The organism is Sphingobacterium paramultivorum (genome assembly GCF_014109745.1).
Taxonomy (GTDB): domain Bacteria; phylum Bacteroidota; class Bacteroidia; order Sphingobacteriales; family Sphingobacteriaceae; genus Sphingobacterium; species Sphingobacterium paramultivorum.
Genome location: NZ_CP058555.1, coordinates 302909 through 324364 on the forward strand (window position 1 = coordinate 302909; position 21456 = coordinate 324364).

11 protein-coding genes are annotated in these 21456 nt (G+C 41.8%); 7 read left to right on the plus strand and 4 right to left on the minus strand.

The window, feature by feature from the left end; translation table 11 throughout:
* Nucleotides 1–52: 52 nt before the first annotated feature.
* On the plus strand, nt 53–2533 hold the full coding sequence (locus HS960_RS01305; RefSeq protein WP_182331072.1) for a glycoside hydrolase family 2 TIM barrel-domain containing protein: 2481 nt from the start codon (nt 53–55) through the stop codon (nt 2531–2533).
* A 98-nt stretch (nt 2534–2631) separates the two neighbouring features.
* Here HS960_RS01305 and HS960_RS01310 read toward each other — a convergent pair whose 3' ends face one another.
* Together HS960_RS01310 and HS960_RS01315 are read right to left on the minus strand one after the other, a co-directional pair.
* Nucleotides 2632–3186, minus strand: a complete 555-nt coding sequence (locus tag HS960_RS01310; RefSeq protein WP_182331073.1) for a hypothetical protein — start codon at nt 3184–3186, stop codon at nt 2632–2634.
* 163 nt (nt 3187–3349) lie between these two features.
* Nucleotides 3350–4159, minus strand: a complete 810-nt coding sequence (locus HS960_RS01315; RefSeq protein WP_182331074.1) for a metallophosphoesterase family protein — start codon at nt 4157–4159, stop codon at nt 3350–3352.
* A 165-nt stretch (nt 4160–4324) separates the two neighbouring features.
* On the opposite strand from HS960_RS01315, the gene HS960_RS01320 reads away from it, so the two are divergent.
* The 5 genes from HS960_RS01320 (at nt 4325) to HS960_RS01340 (ending at nt 15740) form a co-directional block, all read left to right on the plus strand.
* Nucleotides 4325–5047, plus strand: a complete 723-nt coding sequence (locus tag HS960_RS01320) for an aspartyl protease family protein (protein WP_182331075.1) — start codon at nt 4325–4327, stop codon at nt 5045–5047.
* Nucleotides 5048–5529: 482 nt separating this feature from the next.
* Nucleotides 5530–7941, plus strand: a complete 2412-nt coding sequence (locus HS960_RS01325) for a TonB-dependent receptor (RefSeq protein ID WP_182331076.1) — start codon at nt 5530–5532, stop codon at nt 7939–7941.
* Between the two features lie 227 nt (nt 7942–8168).
* Nucleotides 8169–9656: a tetratricopeptide repeat protein gene (locus tag HS960_RS01330; protein ID WP_182331077.1), complete on the plus strand. Its 1488-nt coding sequence runs from the start codon at nt 8169–8171 to the stop codon at nt 9654–9656.
* A 118-nt stretch (nt 9657–9774) separates the two neighbouring features.
* On the plus strand, nt 9775–11259 hold the full coding sequence (locus HS960_RS01335; RefSeq protein WP_182331078.1) for a TlpA family protein disulfide reductase: 1485 nt from the start codon (nt 9775–9777) through the stop codon (nt 11257–11259).
* Between the two features lie 416 nt (nt 11260–11675).
* Nucleotides 11676–15740 (plus strand): two-component regulator propeller domain-containing protein, encoded by a 4065-nt coding sequence (locus HS960_RS01340; protein ID WP_228280167.1) that lies wholly within the window; start codon nt 11676–11678, stop codon nt 15738–15740.
* A 56-nt stretch (nt 15741–15796) separates the two neighbouring features.
* Here the strand turns inward: HS960_RS01340 and HS960_RS01345 are convergent, their stop codons facing one another.
* On the minus strand, nt 15797–16651 hold the full coding sequence (locus HS960_RS01345) for a heparin lyase I family protein (protein WP_182331079.1): 855 nt from the start codon (nt 16649–16651) through the stop codon (nt 15797–15799).
* A 61-nt stretch (nt 16652–16712) separates the two neighbouring features.
* Nucleotides 16713–17915, minus strand: coding sequence for a glycoside hydrolase family 88 protein (locus HS960_RS01350; RefSeq protein WP_228280168.1), 1203 nt, complete (start codon nt 17913–17915; stop codon nt 16713–16715).
* 360 nt (nt 17916–18275) lie between these two features.
* On the opposite strand from HS960_RS01350, the gene HS960_RS01355 reads away from it, so the two are divergent.
* Nucleotides 18276–21434 (plus strand): SusC/RagA family TonB-linked outer membrane protein, encoded by a 3159-nt coding sequence (locus HS960_RS01355; protein WP_182331080.1) that lies wholly within the window; start codon nt 18276–18278, stop codon nt 21432–21434.
* The last annotated feature ends 22 nt before the right edge of the window (nt 21435–21456 follow it).

The following is a 21456-nucleotide window of genomic DNA, read 5'->3' on the forward strand; positions in this document are numbered from 1 at the left end:
CCGCTGAATGACAATGAAAAAATTGAACTGTAGACTATAAACACATGATTTGATGATGAGATTACTGCGTACGACTTACTTTTTGTTTCTTTTATTCTTACTTGTTCCGGGCAATTCGCACGGACAGTCTACCCGCCAATCCTTCTTGTTGGAGAAAAACTGGCGTTTTTTTCAGGGTGAGGTTGTTCACGGGGAATCAGTAGCATTGGATGATAATACCTGGAAAAATGTCACTGTACCGCATGATTGGGCTATTTTCGGGCCTTTTGACCGGTCACACGATCTGCAGGATGTTGCAGTGACACAAAATGGAGAGAAAAAGGCAACGGTAAAAACGGGCCGGACTGGCGGTTTGCCTTATGTGGGGGTGGGGTGGTATCGTACCAAATTTGATATTCCACAATTCAATCCCGTCAATAAACGCGTGGTACTGAAATTTGATGGTGCAATGAGCGAAGCCCGGGTCTATGTCAATGGAAAGGAAGCCTGCTTTTGGCCCTACGGTTACAATGCTTTTCATTGTGATGTGACCGAATTTCTACATCAGGACGGGATGAATAATACGGTTGCTGTACGGTTGGAAAATAAAGCGCAGTCATCACGCTGGTATCCCGGTGCAGGACTTTATCGCAATGTGCATGTAATCGTGACGGAGAAGATCCATGTACCTGTTTGGGGCACGTATATCACGACGCCTTTTGTGTCGGACAGTTTAGCCTCAGTTAAGCTTGAAACCAGTTTGAAGAATGCTGATGGCAAGTTGGTACGTATGGTAACTGCGATTTTGGATGCAACTGGACAGGTGGTTGCGCAGAAAGAAAACCAACAAAAACTAAATTATGGCAAGCCTTTCGTACAAAATCTTGAAGTGATAAACCCTGCCCTCTGGAGCCCCGAACATCCAAATCTATATCGGGCCTCCACACAAGTATTTGTAGAAGGCAAATTGACAGACAGTTTTGAAACCCGTTTTGGGATTCGGGAGGTACGTATTATTGCCGACCGGGGATTTATGTTAAATGGAAAGGTCCGAAAGTTTCAGGGGGTATGTAATCATCACGATCTTGGACCATTGGGGGCTGCAATTAATGTTTCGGCTCTTCGTTATCAATTGGAATTACTCAAAGATATGGGCTGCGATGCCATTCGTACGGCACATAATATGCCAGCTCCGGAATTGGTTGCCCTATGTGACGAATTGGGCTTTATGCTGATGATTGAACCTTTTGACGAATGGGATATTGCTAAATGTAAAAATGGATATCATCGATTTTTTGCGGATTGGGCCGAACGGGATATGGTCAACATGATCCGTCATTTTAGAAATAACCCATCTGTCGTGATGTGGAGCATTGGAAATGAAGTGCCCACACAATGCAGTGCTGAAGGCTATAAAGTAGCTTCGTTTTTACAGGATATATGCCATCGTGAGGACCCGTCCCGACCAGTGACCTGCGGTATGGATCAGGTAAGCTGTGTGCTGGAAAATGGTTTTGCTAGTCTGTTGGATGTTCCGGGGTTAAACTATCGCGCGCACCGTTACGAAGAGGCTTATGCCAAATTACCCCAAAATCTAGTGTTGGGTTCTGAAACGGCGTCAACAGTGAGCTCAAGGGGCGTTTATAAATTTCCGGTGCTAAAAAAAGGTGATATGTTGTATTCCGATCATCAGTCGTCTTCTTACGATATGGAATATTGCTCTTGGTCCAACCTGCCGGATGAGGATTTTGCCCTGGCGGAAGATCATCATTGGACCATGGGGCAATTTGTCTGGACTGGCTTTGATTATCTTGGCGAACCTTCCCCTTACGATACAGATGCCTGGCCCAACCATAGTTCCATGTTCGGTATTATTGATCTGGCGAGCATTCCCAAAGACCGTTATTATCTGTACCGAAGTTTATGGAATAAAAATGTGCATACACTGCATATAATTCCACATTGGACTTGGCCTGAGCGTGTGGGAAAAGAAACCCCTGTCTTCGTGTATACAGATTATCCAAGTGCCGAACTTTTTATCAATGGGAAAAGTCAGGGAATACAGCGCAAGAGTAAGGCTTCTTTACAGGAACGTTACCGCCTCATGTGGATGAATACGGTCTACGAACCCGGAGAAGTCAAAGTAGTGGCTTACGATGAATCTGGAAAACCAGCGGCCGAAAAAATAATACGGACGGCGGGAAGAGCCTTCAGGATTGAAATGGATGCGGTTCATGATTCCATTTCTGCTGATGGCCGTGCATTAGCCTACATCCGTGTCAAAGCAGTGGACAAAGAGGGGAACCTCTGTCCACGGGCCGCAGAACTGGTACAATTTGACGTAGTTGGCGATGGTACATTTAAAGCCTTGGCTAACGGTGATCCAACCAATCTGGAGGCTTTTCATAAACCGCAGATGCATTTATTCAATGGACAGCTTACCTTGATTGTGCAGGCAGGCGAAAAATCGGGAAGGATTCAGATAAAGGCGAAATGCAAAGGTTTAAAAGAGGGGGTATTAAACGTACAGACTGTAAATTCTAAAACGTTTTGACCGTAGCTTTTGTTTAAATGATACCTTAAATAAGTTAGTGCGTTGATTGTATTTTAACAGAAAGGCTAGATCGATATCGATCTAGCCTTTTTTGTGCATTATTTTCGCCTAATCTGTAGCTTGACACCTAGGGCCAGTCCAATGTAATCATCAAATTTAAGATACTTGTTCTGTACGCCGCTAACGAGGTAAAGATCGCTGGTATGAAGATCATAATAGAATTTTATGCCTTCAAAATAAGAACTGTTGGATTTGATTTTATAACTGAAGTCCTGTCCTACAAAGATATTGATGCGTAGCCTGGTCGAAAACCGATAATAGCTATTCGGGTATTTGTCGGGTTCTTTATACCAAAATTGTTTACCCAAGGTCGTATTGAGATAAGCGCCGGTACGCAAGGGATGATAAGTAAACTGTTCACTGAGTTTAATTTCCCAAGGGGTATACGATTGACGCAGCGTTAAGGTAAGTTTAGCCCGGTCTGTATCGTATTTTGGTACATAGCCAAGCAGGAAATCTGTCGACCACTGCTTGTGTCGGCCATAATCCCAGCCTGTTCCGGCAGAAAGCAGTCCTATGGATCCTGCGTATTGAAGCATATAGCTTGATGGAACAAGGCTAAAGGCGGCTTTTTTTAGTTCTTTAGATCTCATGTTTCCCGTTTTGATGCTGTCCGTTGTGATGCTATTCTCCTGGAGGGTGTCCGTTTTGTTGCCAGCCAAGCTTGTTCGTGGGAGATAGTGGTGTTCGGAAGCCTGAGCCATATTGTGAACTGAAAAGAAAAGGGTAACAAGCGCGAAAGATCGTATTTTTGATTTAGTAAGAAACAAGTTCATGGGTATAGTGATCCTTAGTGATTGTAAAAATTAGAAATTGACGTTTACCGATATTGGGAGTACCGTAATAGATGATACCATCCTTAAAAATATCTTCTTCTTGATAGATATGATCGTGGCCATTGGTACAATAAAGGAGATTGGGGAATTGTTTTATACTGTATTGGAAGACCGAAGCCACATTGTTGTTAAACTGATCGGATGTGGGTCTGGCATGCATGACGACAACTGTTTGATCAAAACGTGTGGTATCTTTTTGACGCTCTTGCTCAATAAATGAAAAGTCGGGAACGGGATTGGAGTAATCTGATTCCAGCGCATTGGTATTTAAACATAAGAATTTTGTTTTACCTGCAATAAAACTATAATTGGCTGTGCCAAACACCTGTTCGAAGATCTCTTCGCCATTGGCGAGACAATCGTGATTCCCCAAAAGGGCGACATAAGGTTGTTTCAGCTTTTCCAAAATATCACGCTGCCACAAAAATTCCTTGGTAAGTCCAAAATCGCTAATATCGCCGCCGTGTACAATAAAATCAATGTCATTTCTTTTATTGACTATTTTTACAAAATCGTCAAGTTCATCGTGCCAGCGCTGCGAATCACTGATAAAAGCGTAGCGGATGGTATCCTGATTAGCATAATCATGTTCGATTTTGACGATATTATCTGCATTAATATGTTTTCTTCCATCGATTTTTCCTGAATAAGGGTGGATGTCAAACATGTTGCAACTGTTGGTAAGAAAAGAGAGAGAAGCTAGTGTGATGAATTTATAGCGCTTTTTCATTTGAATTCTTTTATTGACTTTTTGAATCCAAAAGTAAGTTTTAACGAACGAAAGCACAGTTTTTACCTTTTATTATTACTCTGAAATGATATTAATGGACGCTAGAAGGAGATTGCTGGGTATCTGGTTAGATCAATAGATTGAAAGGGATTAATTTCGCTACGAGTGCAAAAATTTGTTCCCGCAGAACAGATTCGTACTGATGTTTCAGTAGATTTCGCAGGTATTGGCGGGCAGATGCAACAGGTGGTCTGGTCAGCAGGCAATCGCCTTCAGATAGGAGGCATTGTACTCAATGGATTGGAGGCTCCAGTTTCTGAAATGGACGATATGCAACTGGAAGATGGCAGTCCTATCTTCGGTTTGCTGGGCATCGGCGTATTGAAAAACTACCAGTTTACATTAGATTATGGACGGCAGGAGTTATTGCTCGAAAAATTGGACGAACGTGGTGAGCTGCTTGCAAAGTCAATCGAGAAAGGGCCTCTGCTTGCGCAATATCCTTTACGTTTGAAACGGCATATTCCGATTGTGGATATTGCTATTGGCGGAAAGATGTATCCAATGGGAATAGATTGTGGTGCAAATGCCAATGTATTGAAAAAGACATTGGAAACTGAACTAAAACCTTATATTGATTTCGAGGAAGGTGAGGTGGATATCAAAAAGGTGAATGGAACAAGTCAAGGCAATCGTATAGCGTTTCTAACGCATGCAAAAGTAGGTGAGCTGGCTCTGCAGGATATGTATACTGTGATTACAGATCAGGCTATCGGTGGCGGAACAGGTAACGATGCCTTACCGATAGAAGGCTTATTGGGAACTCCGTTTTTAAATCAGTACAAGATGACAGTAAACTTTCATAAGAATATAATCAGTTTTTATTGATATGACCGAATTTTAAGGACAATTATTATTCAATTCTAATCCTAAAGGTGGCCGATTTTATCGGCCACCTTTTTTTACGAGGTGAGGCTGCTTGGAGAATTAAGCGACTTTTAAAATCTTTATCGATAATTTCCTTCTGGATAAGGTTGGTCCGATAGGGCTGACCTTTTTAGCTTGTAGGCTGATCGAGATAAATAGGGTAGCCACAACCCTGATATGTACTGTTACAGGATGTTGAAAATAATTTGTCGCTATAAGGTTAGTTATTTTGAGAATACATACGCTTTGTTACAGTTTTTTTTGACAGTGGATTAAGCGTGGAATTTTCCGATAGCCAATCAATAGGCCAATAAAGCGAGTTGAGCACCGTATTATTTAACCTGTAGGTTAACAGTTAATTGGATTATTATTTATAATTAGTCTAATTAGTTTTAATTAAACATCAAATAGTATTATATTCGGCTCCATAAATTTTTTATGGAATGAAATCTATACATATTGCTGTAGCGATGTTATCGCTTACCGGTGTCGCCAATGCACAGACAGCCAGTATCTTTGGAAAGATTACGACTTTGGATGGCAATCCAGCGGAATCTGTCAACCTAACCATTAAGGGAACGAACAGACAGACACAGACAGATAAAAATGGTCACTACAAATTTGAACGCCTAAAACCGGGCAGCTATCAGCTCGTCACCAGTTTTACGGGTTTAAATTCAATTGAAAAAACATTAACCGTTGAAGGCAATAAGCCAACTGTGCTTGATTTTGTCCTCAATGAAAACTATGCGCAGTTGCAGGAGGTACTCGTATCTGCATTCAAATCCAACCGGACGCTAAGCTCTGTCGCCAAAATGCCGCTGAGCAATCTCGAAAACCCACAGGTATACAGTACAGTCTCTCATGAAGTAATGAAGCAGCAGGCCATTACCAATTTTGATGATGCTTTGCTGCGCAATGTATCGGGTATAAGCCGTACCTGGGAATCGACAGGACGGGGTGGCGATGGTGGTGCTTATTTTTCGCTGCGAGGTTTTGAGGCGCAAAGCAACCTGGTCAACGGGCTTCCGGGTTTGTCGAGCGGTATCCTTGATCCAGCGGGTGTAGAGGAAATACAGGTGCTTAAAGGGCCTTCGGGAACGCTTTTTGGCGCTAGTTTTTACGGTTACGGGGGCGTGATCAACACCATCACCAAAAAACCTTATTTTGATTTTGGTGGTGAAGTGGCCTACAACTATGGTAGCAACGACCTGCATCGTGCAACCTTAGATCTCAACTCACCGCTAAATAAAAATAAGACGATCGCACTCCGGATCAATTCGGCTTTCCACCGCGAGCATAGTTTTCAGGATGCGGGTTTTAAAAACTCATTCTACTTTGCGCCTTCACTGACCTATAAGGTCAATGACAGGCTGACGATCAACCTGATGGCCGAGCTGCTCGATATGAAACGAGCTGTAGCACCGGTTTTCTTCCATTCGGACCGTGTGGCTCCGCTGACCTTTAAAAATATTGCCGAACTCAACCTCAACCCCGAACTTTCCTTTACCAGCAACGATCTGGCCATTAAAAATCCGCGGTCCAATGTACAGGGCGAGGTGCTGTACAAGATCAATGAGCAGTGGAATTCACAGACTGTGGTTTCCATGGGCAACGTGAAGTCTGATGGGATCTATAGCTATATATGGGGAAATCAGCCTGGTGATAGCTTTTTTGACCAGTACTTTCACAATGAAAACCAGAAGACCCGAACCTTTGATATACAGCAGAATTTTAACGGCGACTTTAAGCTGGCTGGTCTGAGAAACAGGCTCTTGGTCGGGGTCGACTATTTTGCCCGCGACGTGAAGGACCATGGTTCGGGCTGGGGACTGGGACGTCGGGTAAATCCGCAGGGACTGATCAAGGGGCCACTGGATGGCGATGGTAAGGAGCTGACGCCGGTTCCGCTCACCAGTCAGGCGATTGATCAGCTGTTGGCAAATACCGAAGCTGGCGATCCTTCGCATATCAAAAACAGTTCGTTCAGTGTATATGCCTCAGACTTATTGGATCTGACCGACCGCCTTTCGTTGATGGCGAGTTTGCGTGCCGATTACTTTGATTCAAAAGGGGAGGTTTCCAATGCGGACGACAATTATAGCCAATGGGCACTTTCGCCCAAATTGGGCTTAGTTTACCAGGTAGTAAAAGACCGCGTTTCGCTCTTTGCCAATTATATGAATGCATTCTACAATGTTGCGCCAAGTATTGTATACGATGCCAATAATGTCAAGACCGGGGTACAATCCTTTAAGCCGGAGCGGGCCAACCAATGGGAGCTCGGCACCAAGGTGAGCCTGATCAAGGACAGATTGTGGACAACACTGGCCCTGTATGATATTAGGGTTGCCAATCGGGTGTATAGCACTCCCACAGGTTCCATACAGGGTGGAAAGGTCGAGAGTAAGGGATTTGATTTTGATGTCGAAGCAATACCATACGCCGGTTTTTCGGTCAAAGCTGGATTCAGTTACAACCATATTGCCATCATTGCCGGAAACGGAAATGATTTCTACAACGAAAAGGGACGTGCTCCGGGTGGACAAGGACCGAGTACACTGGGCAATCTCTGGGGATCGTACCAGATTCAGAACGGTAAACTCAAAAATCTGGGCTTTGGTCTTGGTGGTAACTATGGTGGCAAATACAAGGTCATCGACAATAGCGTAACCGGTGTATTTGAGCTCCCGAGCTATGCGCTTTTAAATGGCAGCGTATACTACTCGTTTAACAAATTCAGGGTCAATTTCAATCTCAATAATATAAACAACAAGCAGTATTACATTGGCTACTGGTCTGTGAATCCACAGCAGCGCAGAAACTTTGTGGCGACGGTTTCTTACCGATTGTAAACAATTTGACTTCTATTTGGAATTGTTCTAAATAATATGTAATTTTAGATTATACTTAAAATTTGTTGTTTCGTAAAATCAAAGACTAGTCGTGAGACTAGTCTTTTTTTTTGTGGCGGGCAGAAAGACCTTTCTGTCAAAATTCTTATGTTTGCATAACCTGTCATGCTGGCTTTAGTAGGGTTCAGATGATACTTATAAAAAAATCTTAATTGACAATCTATCCTATGAAAAAACGAATTCTCTCTTTGATTTTATTGTTATTTGCACTGAAAACAATAGCCAATGGTAGCAAAGAAAAAGAGATTGATTCCATCTTAAACCAAACGAAAGAGCTCCATGTGGCAGCAAAAATGGCTCCCCAACTGGAATCAGCTATAAAAGCTCTTGATTTGTCCATTGAATATGGCTATGATGAAGGAAAAGCAAAAGCTCATTTTTGGGCAGCAGATGCACTTTTGAATATTGGATTGTTTAAGGAGGCCTTTAGCCATCTTCAACAGATTCAGACGACAGATTATTATAAAAAGGAGATCTTTTTACAATCCGAAACGCATCGCTTAAAAGGACGGGTGTATTTGGGACTAAGGTTATTGCGCCAAGCGATTCGAGAATTTCATCTCCAAATAGCATCTACCGGTAGCTTGAAGGGTGAAATACAAATAAAATCCTATTTACATGCATACGGGAATTTAAGTACAGCATATGATTGGCTGGGACAGGCGGATTCTGTATTGAAATATAGCCAATTTCAGTTGGATATATTACCCAAGTTGCATGGAAAAGATTCAGCGATGATCGGTTTAGGCGTTTATGATGACCTTGGGACATTGTATACCAAGAAAGGGGATTTTGCAAAAGCAAAATTTTACCTCGAAAAGTCGCTGGAATTGATTGAGCAGAATAAAATTCCCATATACTTCAATACATATACTTACCTGGGTAGCTTAGAGCAAGAGAAAGGTAATATTAAAGAAGCATTGCCTTATTTTTATAAAAGCCTGGCCAACATGCAGGCAGTTGGCGATAGAAATGCCATGCGAAACCAATACAAGTTTCTAGCGGAGTATTATCAATACTACAAGTTGGGCGCCAATAAAGCCAGTGAATATAATATTCATTATAATCAGCTCAATGATTCGCTAGAGAACGAAAATAAACAAGTATTGGATATTGTGCTCAACCAGATCTTGAAATCAAAAGATATAGAGTCTGCTACAAAGGTTTCAAAATCAGTAGCCTTTTCAATCATGGCCTTCGTGTTGCTCGTTATCGTAATTGCATTTTTTATAAGACGCTCTAGACACAACCGAAAGGTCCTGGACGAGAAAGAAGGGGCCTTACAGGAAACGAAGAATACAAATAGAGCGCTGACCGAACAGATTGGAGAAAATAAATTCAATAATCTGGTCGACCTCGCCAAAAGTAATAATCCCGAATTTTTGATCTTGTTTACCGATTTGTACCCCGAGTTTATTCAAGCATTAAAAACATTTGACGCAAATCTTAGAAGCACCGAATTGGAGTTTTGCGCAATGGCCTTTCTCAACTTTTCGACAAAAAATATTTCGGAATATACCTTTGTGACAATACGGGCGGTACAGGTCCGTAAAAATAGGCTGCGTAAGAAATTCGATATCCCTTCGGATGTGGATTTCAATAATTGGATGCGTGAACTGGTGGATAAGATCGATCAGCCAGAGGTACTCGAGTAACTCTCGGGCCTGCATTGCCGATTTCACGACGCCGTTAGCTTGGATGGATTGCTTTTAATTTAAAATATTATTTAAATTAGAGGGTAAATAACCCGGTAAACTATATAAATCCTGAGCTATGCTAAAAAAAATGAGCTGTGTCTTTTTCTTGTGCATCCTGTCGCTGAGCTGTACTTTTGCGCAAAGCCCTTCGCTTTCAAGTGGTTTTGTAACCTTGGTCGTTAAGGTTAGGGGCGATAAGAATGTGAAAGATCTCGATCTGCCTATTCCGTTTATGAGCAATCCCTTCCAACAGGATAAACCATTGCCATTTAAACAAGTAAATGATTCTACATTAATGGCATCAGCCTATTCCTTTGGACCTTCTGCGGTCTATATGCGGCTAAATGGACAATACCTTGCTTTTATACTAGTACCAAAACAGGTAGGCACGTTAACCATTGATATTCAGAATGGTGAAAACGGCGGCTTGCATTATCAGGGGCCGTTTAAGGAGATTTTTGACAATTCGGCAAAGCAGGAAAAATTGCTGATGGGCTTGTTTACTTATCCAACCGATAAAAAAAATATAAAAACACCATTTAAATCAGCCAATGATTTTAAAAGATATCTTTTGGGCCAGACGGAAGAGATGACAAAGAAACTGATCGCAGATACAACTTCGGGATTCCTCAGGGAATACTATACCCGACTCGTTGAAGGTTTTCAGGTACCAAGCTTTCTTTTAAATTATGCAGCTACTGTGTATGAGCACAATAAAAATGCTGGACTGGATTCTACCAAGTTTCCGATGGTACCAACACGGGATATTTCGTTTTACAGCGATATCCTTAACCCCAGGTATCAGGATACGATGAGTCTCTATTATTCTGTGTATTCGAATGTTCAGGCTGCTATCCTACAAGATACGCTATTACATCTTCCAGATATTACAGCGGTTGGGCCTAGAGCCTTCAGAACACAGTTGCAGCAGCGCTTTGATCCTATATTTAAAGGGCAGGGCAACCTGTTTTATGAGATGACAACAGCAAGTGCCTTTGTTCAAAAGATGAACAAGGGTTATCTGTTAAGTCCACAAGATAAATACGATATAACAAATAGTTTTACAATTAAAGACCTGGGCGAATATCTTCTTTATCAGGATGAACAAAATGTGCTCCTAAAACAGCAATCTAATTCAAAGGTCTCGATGTTTCCTTTCGCAGTCGACAAAGAGGAGGTTATTGAAGAGTTGATCAAACCCTATCGGGGGAAAGTGGTGCTGGTCGATTTGTGGGCGACCTGGTGTGGTCCCTGCATTGCATCTTTTCCTGAAATGGAAAAGGTAAAGAAACAGTATAGCGATCGCGATGATGTGGTATTTGTGTATGTGACGGATGAAAGCTCCGATCGCAAAAAATTCCAGGAGTTTACAAATCTGCTGGAAGGCGATCATTATTACCTCTATAAAAAACAATTTGCAGCAGTTATCAAACAGTTTGACTATGCTATTCCGAGCTATCTGGTTTTTGATAAAGCAGGTAACTTATCTGATCGTGCTGTCTCCCCCGAGAACAAGACTGAGGCTGCCAAATCCTGGATAGAAAAGGCGCTGAATAAATAGGGAATACAACACTACTTTCCGTTGCGGGAGTCATCATCATGGCTCCCTTCAAATTGTCTGTTCTTTATAAACAGCTGATAGGGTCCATGGTTATTGACACACCACCATCGACCTTTGTCTGATAGGGCACCTATTCCAACTTATTTTGCATTTGGTGTAAAACAAAGGCAAGCCTTCGACAAAAAATAAACTGGGTACGCCGATATTGGCTGAAGTTACAATTCAGGGAAATAAAGTGCCAAGCCTTAAGATAAGTAATTCGGATAAACTTATCCTGTTTTCATTCCTTTCTGATAATATTTTGTCGATATTTGTTTTCGAATAAACCAAAAACTTTCATAGTATCAATGAACCATATAGGGGTATCGGATGATATAGGGTTGATTTAAATAATGATATTTTCCAAGCTACGATTTATGTTCACAAAGAAATATATAAGACAATTATTGTACTTATTAGGCTTGTTTTTGTTGAGTATTGGAGTTCATGCTCAATCTACCTCAAAATCATTTATTAATATTTCTGTCGATAAGGGCTTGTCACAGAGTACAGTATTTGCTATTACACAAGATACACTTGGGTTTATTTGGGTCGGTACGCAGGATGGGCTCAATCGTTACGACGGCAAAACTTTCACCATCTATAAACCATCAAAAGACGATAAGTCAAGTATAGGCTCATATTATATATTTTCTTTATTTGTAGATCGCAGCGGAAAGCTCTGGGTAGGAGGCAATGGAGGTGTTAGTGTGTACAATTCGAATACAAATAGTTTTAAGAATTATTCCCTAAATCCCGAGCCTGGCGAATGGTATGTTACCAACATCATCCAGGATAAGTCGGGAGATATCTGGGCCTCCACCAACACAGGCGAAATTTATCGATATGATCCTAAAAATGACCTGTTCAAAGCGTTAAAACCCAATGTGCATGCCTATGGAGCCAAAGGAATATACAGCATTGCGATGGTGGGTAAAGAATTGCTGCTCGGTACTGAAAATGGTCTCTTCTTTTATGACGTGCAATCGGGAAAGACAAGACCTCTGGCAACTCCATTCGGAAATCTTTGGGTGAATTATTTTTATAGCGATGGCCCTTTCCTATGGATCGGAACCGAGGGCAAAGGACTCTTGCGATTAGATACCCGAAATCTTCAATTCCTGAATTTTCTCCGAATTCCTATGAACGGCCATAGTATTGCAGATAATAATATCCGTGGTATAACGAAAGATGTAAGTGGAAAACTGTGGATCGGAACTTTTGGGGGACTGTCCATTTTTGATGGAATCGGCAATTTTGAAAATTATTATCATCATGCCAATTCACCCCTAACATTAAGCCAAAACTCTGTACGTTGTATCTTCCGCGACAGACAGGGAGGCATGTGGCTGGGTACGTATTATGGAGGCTTGAATTATTTTCATAACGATCACATTAGCTTTAATCTACTTTCTCAGAATACCGGTAATGCGGTATTGAACGATAAGGTAGTGAATGTCATTAAAGAGGATAAAACTGGAAACTTTTGGATTGGAACAAATGACAAAGGTGTCGATTACTGGCAACCGAAAGAAAATGTCATTCGCCATTTTGCATATCAAGAAACCGGGGGATCCATTAGTTCCAATAATATCAAAGCGATAGAATTTGGTACCGATGGTAAAATTCTATTGGGTACGCATAATAGTGGTCTCAATATACTGGATCCAAAAACCGGCTACTGCCGTGTGTTTAAACACAGTCCGAATAATTCTCAAAGTATCTCGGGTGATATGGTCTATGCACTGCTGAAGGATCATAGCGGTAAAATTTGGGTTGGAACGAAGACCGGCCTTGATCTATTTGACGAGAACAGTGCTGAATTTAATGAATTTAAGGCGGATAAATCTGGGGTTCAATTGAGTTCGACAGAAATTAACTTTCTGATGGAAGACAGTAAAAAGAGGCTTTGGATTGGTACCAATAACGGAGTGAATCGCTATAATCTGGTGAGCAATAGGTTCGAACAGCTCGCTAATAGCACACTGAGCAATGACGTGGTTAACTGTATCGCTGAAGATAAAAAAGGACGGATTTGGATCGGTACCCGGGATGGTCTAAATCTTTTTGATGAAGTAAAACATTCCTTCATCAACTATAAAGCCAGACCGGACTTTGCAAAAGGGACCATTAATAGTATACTCCCTGATGAAGGGGGAGACCTTTGGCTGGGACTTAGTAGTGGCTTGATCAAATATAATACTGATGCAAGACAGCGTGTTTACTTCGATGGCCTGCATACTCTACAAAATACACAGCTCAATTTGAATGCGGCCTGTAGGGCCAAAACGGGGATGATGTTGTTTGGAGGAATTAATGGTATTACCTATTTCTATCCTAAATCCATCAGTCATGCACCTTTAAAGTTAAGAATAGCGTTTACAGGCCTGGAGTTGTTTAATAAAACAATTTCAGTCGGAGATGGGAGCAATATTTTGGTTCAGCAGCTCGATGCTGTTCATACGTTGGAATTTAGTCATGAACAGAAACAATTTACAATTTTCTTCAATACATTCAATTTTATAGCTCCGAATAGTACTAAATATAACTATAAGCTAGAGGGGTATGATCTGGAATGGCAGCAAGCTGAAAATATTCCGAAGGCCAGCTACGCCAATCTACCGCCTGGTCAATATGTCTTTCGCGTCAAAGCGACCGGTTCGCAAGGGGAGCAGAGCCCTGAGCGCACCTTAGAAATTATCATAAAACCAATCTGGTACAAAACAAGTTGGTTTTACCTATTCGTCACAATTGCGGTGGCAGCCGCAGGATATATCATCTATCGTATCCTTATCGAGCGGGTACAGGCTAAGCATCAGCTTAAATTGGAGCGGATACAACGGGAAAAAAACAATTACCTCAACAAGGTAAAAATGGATTTCTTTACCAATGTTTCCCACGAGTTTAGGACGCCACTTTCCTTGATTATGGCACCCTTGGAAGAAATACTCGCACGACCGACGCTGGATCGGAAGATGAGACAAAGCCATGAGCTGATTATGCGTAATACAAGAAGGCTTTTTGATATGGTGAACCAATTGCTCGATTTTCGAAAAACAGAACTTGGAACGCGAAAACTACAGGTCGCCAAATTGGATGTCGTCGCATTGACGGCACAGGTTTGCAAATCTTTTACACCGCTGTCGGAAAAACAACATATCGACTTTACATTTGATACTGCTCTTGATTCTTTCGTCTGTTATATCGACCGTATCGCGGTAGAGAGTATGCTCTATAACCTATTGTCTAATGCGTTCAAATATTCGGCTGCTGGAGATTCCGTTCGCGTCGAGCTGGAAGCAGATGACGTACAGGTTATTATCCGGGTGAAAGATACGGGGAGAGGAATGGCGAATGAACATCTGCACAAAATATTTGAAAGTTTCTATCAGATCGATCAGAAGGAAATGAATTTGGGTTCAGGTGTAGGTTTGGCTTTCACCAAAAGTCTGGTCGATTTGCATCACGGGGAGATCAAAGTTAGTAGCGAATTGGGCAAGGGCAGCGTGTTTATCATTAGCTTACCCTTGGCCGACGAATGCTATGCGCAGGATATACATGGCATCGACCCACAGGAAACGAATCGGGATCAACCTCACTACAGATCAACAGAAGAGGAAGGTAGACCGGATGAGGATGTTTCTACCATAGCGACAGATACAAAGGAAAAAGAGGTCTTGATGATTGTCGACGACAATCGTGAAATTGTGACTTATCTAGCGGAGTATTTTGGGCAAGAATATACGGTCATAACGGCATTTGATGGTAAAGAGGCATTGGCGCTATTGGCCGATAGACATCCTGATGCAATTATCAGTGATGTTATGATGCCCGAAATGGATGGCTTGCATTTTTGTAAAAAAATTAAACAGAATATTCAGACAAGTCATATACCGATCATCCTACTTACTGCAAAATCGGAAATTTCGCAGCAGCTTAAAGGTTTTGAGATGGGAGCCGATGATTATGTTTTAAAACCTTTCTCTATCGCCTTGTTGGACGCAAAAGTGAGAACATTGTTGCGTACACGTGACCGTTTAAGGGAATATTATAAAAACACAGGGGAAATAGAACCAGAGAAGTTGACGTTCAATTATTTGGACCAGGAGTTTTTGGAAAAGGTAATTGCGATTGTCGAATCTAATCTGGATGAGTATAATTTTTCTGTCGAAATACTCAGTCAACAATTGGGGATGAGTCGCACAAATCTATATTTGAAGATCAAAGCCATTACTGGCGATACGGTGACAGCAATGATTAAACGAATACGCTTGAAGAAGGCCGTGGAACTGCTGCAGGAAAGGAAGTATACATTATCGGAAATCGCGTATAAATGTGGATTTAATACACCATCTTATTTTTCTACGACATTTAAGCAGTACTATGGTTGTATGCCTTCGGAATACCTGGAAAAGCAAGGGGTGGATAGGGCGAATTCCTAATAAAAAAGCCGCTTCGAACCATTCGGTACTGAAGCGGCTTTTTTATTTTACTGCTGCTAATGCAGACGATATATCTTTATATCATCGTGATAAATAATGCGAGTGGGAACTTCCGGAGGTGTGCTGTTGGGCTGTGACGCCGGTAAGTAAAGCCCCCATTTGAGGTATCCTGATGGATTAGGGCCGGTTACAGCTTGATTAAACGTAGCGATATTATTAATCTCCCATTTTAAAGTATAATCAGGCTCGCCCTGCAGTCTACAATAGACTTTATAGTAACCTGTTGTGTCGGTGGTCATCTTTGCATCAATACGGATATCGATCCATTGGTTGATATAAGTACGAAAATCGTTTATAATCTTTGGTTCAATATTGGCATAAGGGAGACGGAAAGTGATTGTATTCCGCTTTACATTGAGGTACCAAGCGGGATTTCCACCACCGTTTTGCTTGCCTTGAAAGATAATGGCGCCGTTTGCAGCCCAGGCTGTGGTGTAAGGGACCCAATCTTTTAACAGAAAACTTGCTTCAAAACGGCGTTCGTCGCCATTGTAATATTTTCCGTCATCAAATAACTGTGAGGTCGCGGCTTCACTGCGCCAATGATTATCAGAAAAGTAGCTGCTATCACCAACAACGACTTTATGGGCTATGGCATAATTCCCTGTTCGGCTGGAGCCAACTACGTATTCGGCACTGTCAGCAGTAGCGTGGGTGGTGGTTAGGTTGGGGATGTCTGAGTTTTTGGTTCCTGATTCATAATTGACGTCCACGAGCAGCGTGGCAGAATCTGCTACAGCAGTAAGGTTGTTTCGTGCGCTAAGTTTTGACGTTGTGGCGGGTTGGTCTAGCGTGGCGACAGATTTTGAACAAGAGCTGAGAATCAGCAACATGATCGATAATTTGCTCATGTTGTTTAAATTTAGGAATTGATTTTTCATGCGTTACACAATTTATCGTTTATTTTAGGGGTTATTTTAGTTTTTTAAGTTCAGCATAACGTTTCATGGCTTCTAAGTAATAGTAATCGGCATAATCTAATGGGGTATCAATTTCTGAATTGTAGAGAAATGCTCCTACGCTATGTTTAAGGAGGAAAAAGTGGTTGTCGCCAGGTTTTGCGAGGTATTTTTCGGAGGAGAGGGTTTTTAGAAGATCTTCGGCATAATCGAAATATTTCGCTCCATTTTTGACTTCGGTACTCAATTCAAGAAGACCGCATGCGATAACAGCGGCGGCTGAGGCATCGCGCGGAGCTCTGCCGTCTTCGTCTAGGTCATAAGCATTATGTACATCGAGATCCCAAGCTGGTATTTTATCGACTTGTAATGTCGGGTGGTTCATGATAAATGCAGCTATATCTTCGGCCTGTTTTAAAAATTCGCTTTTCTTGCTAAAGCGATAACACATGGCGTAACCGTATAGCCCCCAAGCTTGCCCACGAGCCCAGGATGACTCATCTGTTAGCCCCTGATGGGTCTTTTTACTAATAACATGGCCCGTTGTGGCATCGTAATCCACCACATGGTAACTACTGTGGTTAGGTCTGTAATGATTTTTCAGGGTAGTCAGAGCATGCGTATCTGCAATGCTGCTGTATGTGGGTTTATGAAATTGTCCTGCTCCCCAATAAAGATATTCCAGATTCATCATGTTGTCGATGATAACGGGATAATGAAGCCATGCAAAGTCCCACGAACGGATGGCTCCCACTTTGGGATTGAATCGCGCAGCCAAATTTTTGGCTCCATCTTCCAATACGGGGAGGTATGTTTTGTCTTTTGTAATGCGATAGGCATTTCCATAGGAACAAAACAGCATAAATCCAAGGTCATGGGTATTGGTGATGTAACGGATAGAATCGAGCGCTAATGTAAACCGTTTGGCTTGGTTTGCCAATTTCGAATCCTGGGTGAGTTCATAAGCATACCACAGTGATCCTGGAAAGAAACCTGTCGTCCAATCTTTGTAATTCGCCAAACGGACAGATCCATCCGGATTGACCGAACGAGGATTTTGACCGGGAGTATATCGTTGAGTTGCTTTGTTCAGCTGTTGACCAATAACTTCCACGGAATGTTGAAACCAACTTGGAGCTTTCGTCTGTTGCGCATAAATGGTCGTACTGCTGCTAAGCGCTAGCGTAATAATAAAGGTGCGAAATCCTTTCATCATGATTTTTTTTATAAATGTAAGTCGATCATAAAAGTACCTGCCGAAGGGGTTTTAGACTTTCTCATTTGTTGCGGATACTTTTAAAAATGATAAACAAGCCCCTGGGATGCCTTGCAGGATAACTTGCGCTGAATGATTTTTTTGAGATTTATTTAAGTTGATACTAAGTTGGTTAGGTTTCTATTTATCAAAACTGTAAGCTTTTTTATCATTATTGAAATCGATTCAGACCGTGGAATGCTAAGTTTGTCCTAGCGGTATTGCCAAAGATATATCCACCTATTGATTATGATGATTACGCTGGCAAACGACAAACTACTTATAAACACAATTAAATTAATTAAAAACCTAATTTATACAATGAAGCAATTTTGGTTGATTTGGGTATTATTGTTTGGCTGCCTGGGCGCCTATGCACAGCAAACGATAACCCTTAAAGGACGGGTCCAGGATGAAAATGGCAAACCATTGGTCGGTGTTACCATTCTGGAAAAAGCCTCGAAACGAAATACGGCATCGAAAGAAGATGGCAGGTTTTCAATTGCTGCTCCAGCCAATGGTGTATTAATCTTTACCTATGTTGGGTATAGAACCCTGGAAAGACAAATCGATAACCAGACAACGCTAAACATTTCCCTTCAAACGGAGGATAATAGTCTGGATGAGGTTGTTGTGATCGGCTACGGCACGCAAAAACGGAAAGATTTGACGGGTGCGGTTTCTTCTGTAAAAGGGGAGGAGCTCGCAAAGGTGCCTGTTCAAAACGTAGCGCAAGCGTTGCAAGGACGCCTTTCGGGAGTTCAGGTAAGTACCAATGACGGTACTCCGGGACAGAATCCTTCGATAAAAATTCGTGGTGGTACTTCAATCACGCAAAGCAATGAACCTTTATATGTTGTCGATGGTGTCCCACAAACAGACGGTCTGGCATTTTTGGATCCGATGGATATTGAGTCTATTGATGTTTTAAAAGATGCTTCTGCAACAGCAATTTATGGTGCTCGTGGAGCCAATGGCGTCGTGTTGGTAACGACCAAAGTGACCAAAGCCGGTAAGATGAGAATTAATTATGATGGCTACGTGGGCGTGAAAAAATTTAACGCTAATCTTCCTTTATTGAATTCCTATGAGTACCTGAAGCTGCAATGGGAACGTACCGGAACCGACCAGGTCAAGAAAGACTTATTTCTCAACCGTTACGGGACTTATGATTCGCTGCAATACTACTATGGAAATAAACCGGGTATAAATTGGCAGGATGAAATCTTTGGCGGATCGCCCGTCAGCCAGTATCACAAATTGAGTATGAACGGTGGTAGCAAAGATACGAAGTTTAATGTGTTCTATTCCCGCAACGATGATAAAGGAATTATGATCAACAGCGGAGCTTTGAAAAATATTGCTAAACTTACCTTGAATCATAAATTAGGTGATAAGGTTACCTTAAATGCCATTGTAAACTATTCAAATCAGAAAATTACAGGATTGGGAACCAATGAAGGTGGAAATACAAGATTAAGTTTTCTGCAGACTGTACTTAGATATCGGCCTGTTAATGGACGCAATGATTCGGATGCTGACCTCATCGATGCTGAACGGGATCCCTATGATCCAGCACCTGAAGCACCGACTTTTCAAAGTCCAATAATAGCCTTGGAGTCACAACGACGGGAACAACTGATCAAGACCCTGAATGCGAGTGCTACCTTGCAGTATAACATTACGAAAAAACTGATCTACCGGGGTTTGGTCAGTTATACGGAGAACGGCAACAAGAGTAAACAATTTACGGATTCTCGCTCCGTTACTGCAATTCGGGCAGGAGGTCCTTTTGGGAGCATTAATGATATACAGACCAATCGCTTCAACTATAGCAATACATTGAGCTATAGCGACACCTATCTTGATCATCATAAGGTAGACTTCACCTTAGGCCAAGAATATATCCGTAATTATATGGAGAGCTTTGGTAGCGGTGCGATCAATTTCCCGCAAGTCAATCATGGATGGAACGACCTATCGATGGGGACGGTCGCTAATTTTCCGACCTCGCATGCAGAAGAAGATATGTTGCTGTCTTTTTTCGGTCGATTAAATTATGGATTTAAAGACAAATATCTACTGACGGCAACCTTACGCGCTGATGGTTCGTCCAAATTTGCTCCCGAAAGCAGATGGGGATATTTTCCTTCGGTAGCGGGAGCATGGCGTATTGTGAACGAGGGTTTTATGAAAGCTATCCCCGCAGTATCGGATCTTAAATTGCGCGTCAGCTACGGGAAATCAGGTAACAACCGAATTGCAAACTACGCTTTCTTGGGCATTTTTAATTCGGGATTCTATCCGCTAAACCGTCAGATGACACCGACAGCTTATCAAAGCAATCTGCCCAATCCAAAGCTTAAATGGGAAGCGAACCAGGCAACAAATATAGGCCTGGATTTCGGCTTGTTCAATCAAAGGCTGACCTTGACGACCGAATGGTACAACAACCGATCGAAGGATCTTTTGTTCAATACGCGTATACCTGCGAGCTCAGGCTACACAACGCAGTTTCAAAATATTGGTACCACATCCAGTAAAGGCTTAGAATTTACTTTAAATACGGTTAATGTTAAAAACAATAATTTCAATTGGAGTACCAATTTCAATATTGCATTTCCGAAGACAAAAGTACTTGGCTTGAGCAATGATGAAAAAACGATGGTGACCAACAGTTATACGACCTCTAATGATTACATCCTTGAAGTGGGGAGACCTGTCGGAATTATGTATGGTTATCTTGCTGATGGCTTGTATACTGTTGATGATTTTGATTTTAATGCTTCAAATAATACCTATTCACTTAAAACAGGCGTTGTAAAAGATAATGTGACGGTGCAGCCCGGATTTCAAAAATTCAAAGATATTAGCGGGCCGAATGGTGCCCCTGATGGCATTATCAACGATTATGACCGTACCTACATCGGAAATGCCAACCCACGTTATACGGGTGGAATCGCGAACACATTCAGTTATAAAGGAATAGACCTCAGTGTGTTTTTGAACTTTGTGGTGGGAAATGATGTATACAATGCGAATACGCTTGCCAATATGGTCAATAACGACTACTACAATACCTTTGGGTTTATGGCCAATAGATTTACCACAATCGATGCTGCGGGCAACAATATCATGAACAATCCCGAGCAGCTTGCTGCGTTGAACCAGGGAAAAACAGTCGCTTCTTACTCCGGATATTCTACGGGAAGATTGTTTGATCGCGTGATCGAAAATGGCTCATTTTTACGGATCAATACTATTAGTCTTGGTTATACATTGCCTAAAAAGCTCCTTAATAAAGCAAAGATTGCTAACGCACGCATCTATGTTACAGCCTACAATCTGCATGTATTTACAAAATACTCGGGCTATGATCCGGAAGTGAGTGTGATCAACAATGCGATCACCCCTGCTGTGGATTTCAGTGCTTATCCAAAGGCTAAATCCTTTGTTGTGGGAGTTAATCTGTCTTTATAAACTGTGTATTTAAAATCATATT

Bases quoted from the DNA above. Each gene is read 5' to 3' on its own strand.
- HS960_RS01305 (WP_182331072.1), top strand. From the start codon at position 53: ATGATGAGATTACTGCGTACGACTTACTTTTTGTTTCTTTTATTCTTA.
- HS960_RS01310 (WP_182331073.1), bottom strand. From the start codon at position 3,186: ATGAGATCTAAAGAACTAAAAAAAGCCGCCTTTAGCCTTGTTCCATCA.
- HS960_RS01340 (WP_228280167.1), top strand. From the start codon at position 11,676: ATGTTCACAAAGAAATATATAAGACAATTATTGTACTTATTAGGCTTG.
- HS960_RS01325 (WP_182331076.1), top strand. From the start codon at position 5,530: ATGAAATCTATACATATTGCTGTAGCGATGTTATCGCTTACCGGTGTC.
- HS960_RS01335 (WP_182331078.1), top strand. From the start codon at position 9,775: ATGCTAAAAAAAATGAGCTGTGTCTTTTTCTTGTGCATCCTGTCGCTG.
- HS960_RS01330 (WP_182331077.1), top strand. From the start codon at position 8,169: ATGAAAAAACGAATTCTCTCTTTGATTTTATTGTTATTTGCACTGAAA.
- HS960_RS01345 (WP_182331079.1), bottom strand. From the start codon at position 16,651: ATGAGCAAATTATCGATCATGTTGCTGATTCTCAGCTCTTGTTCAAAA.
- HS960_RS01350 (WP_228280168.1), bottom strand. From the start codon at position 17,915: ATGATGAAAGGATTTCGCACCTTTATTATTACGCTAGCGCTTAGCAGC.
- HS960_RS01315 (WP_182331074.1), bottom strand. From the start codon at position 4,159: ATGAAAAAGCGCTATAAATTCATCACACTAGCTTCTCTCTCTTTTCTT.
- HS960_RS01355 (WP_182331080.1), top strand. From the start codon at position 18,276: ATGAAGCAATTTTGGTTGATTTGGGTATTATTGTTTGGCTGCCTGGGC.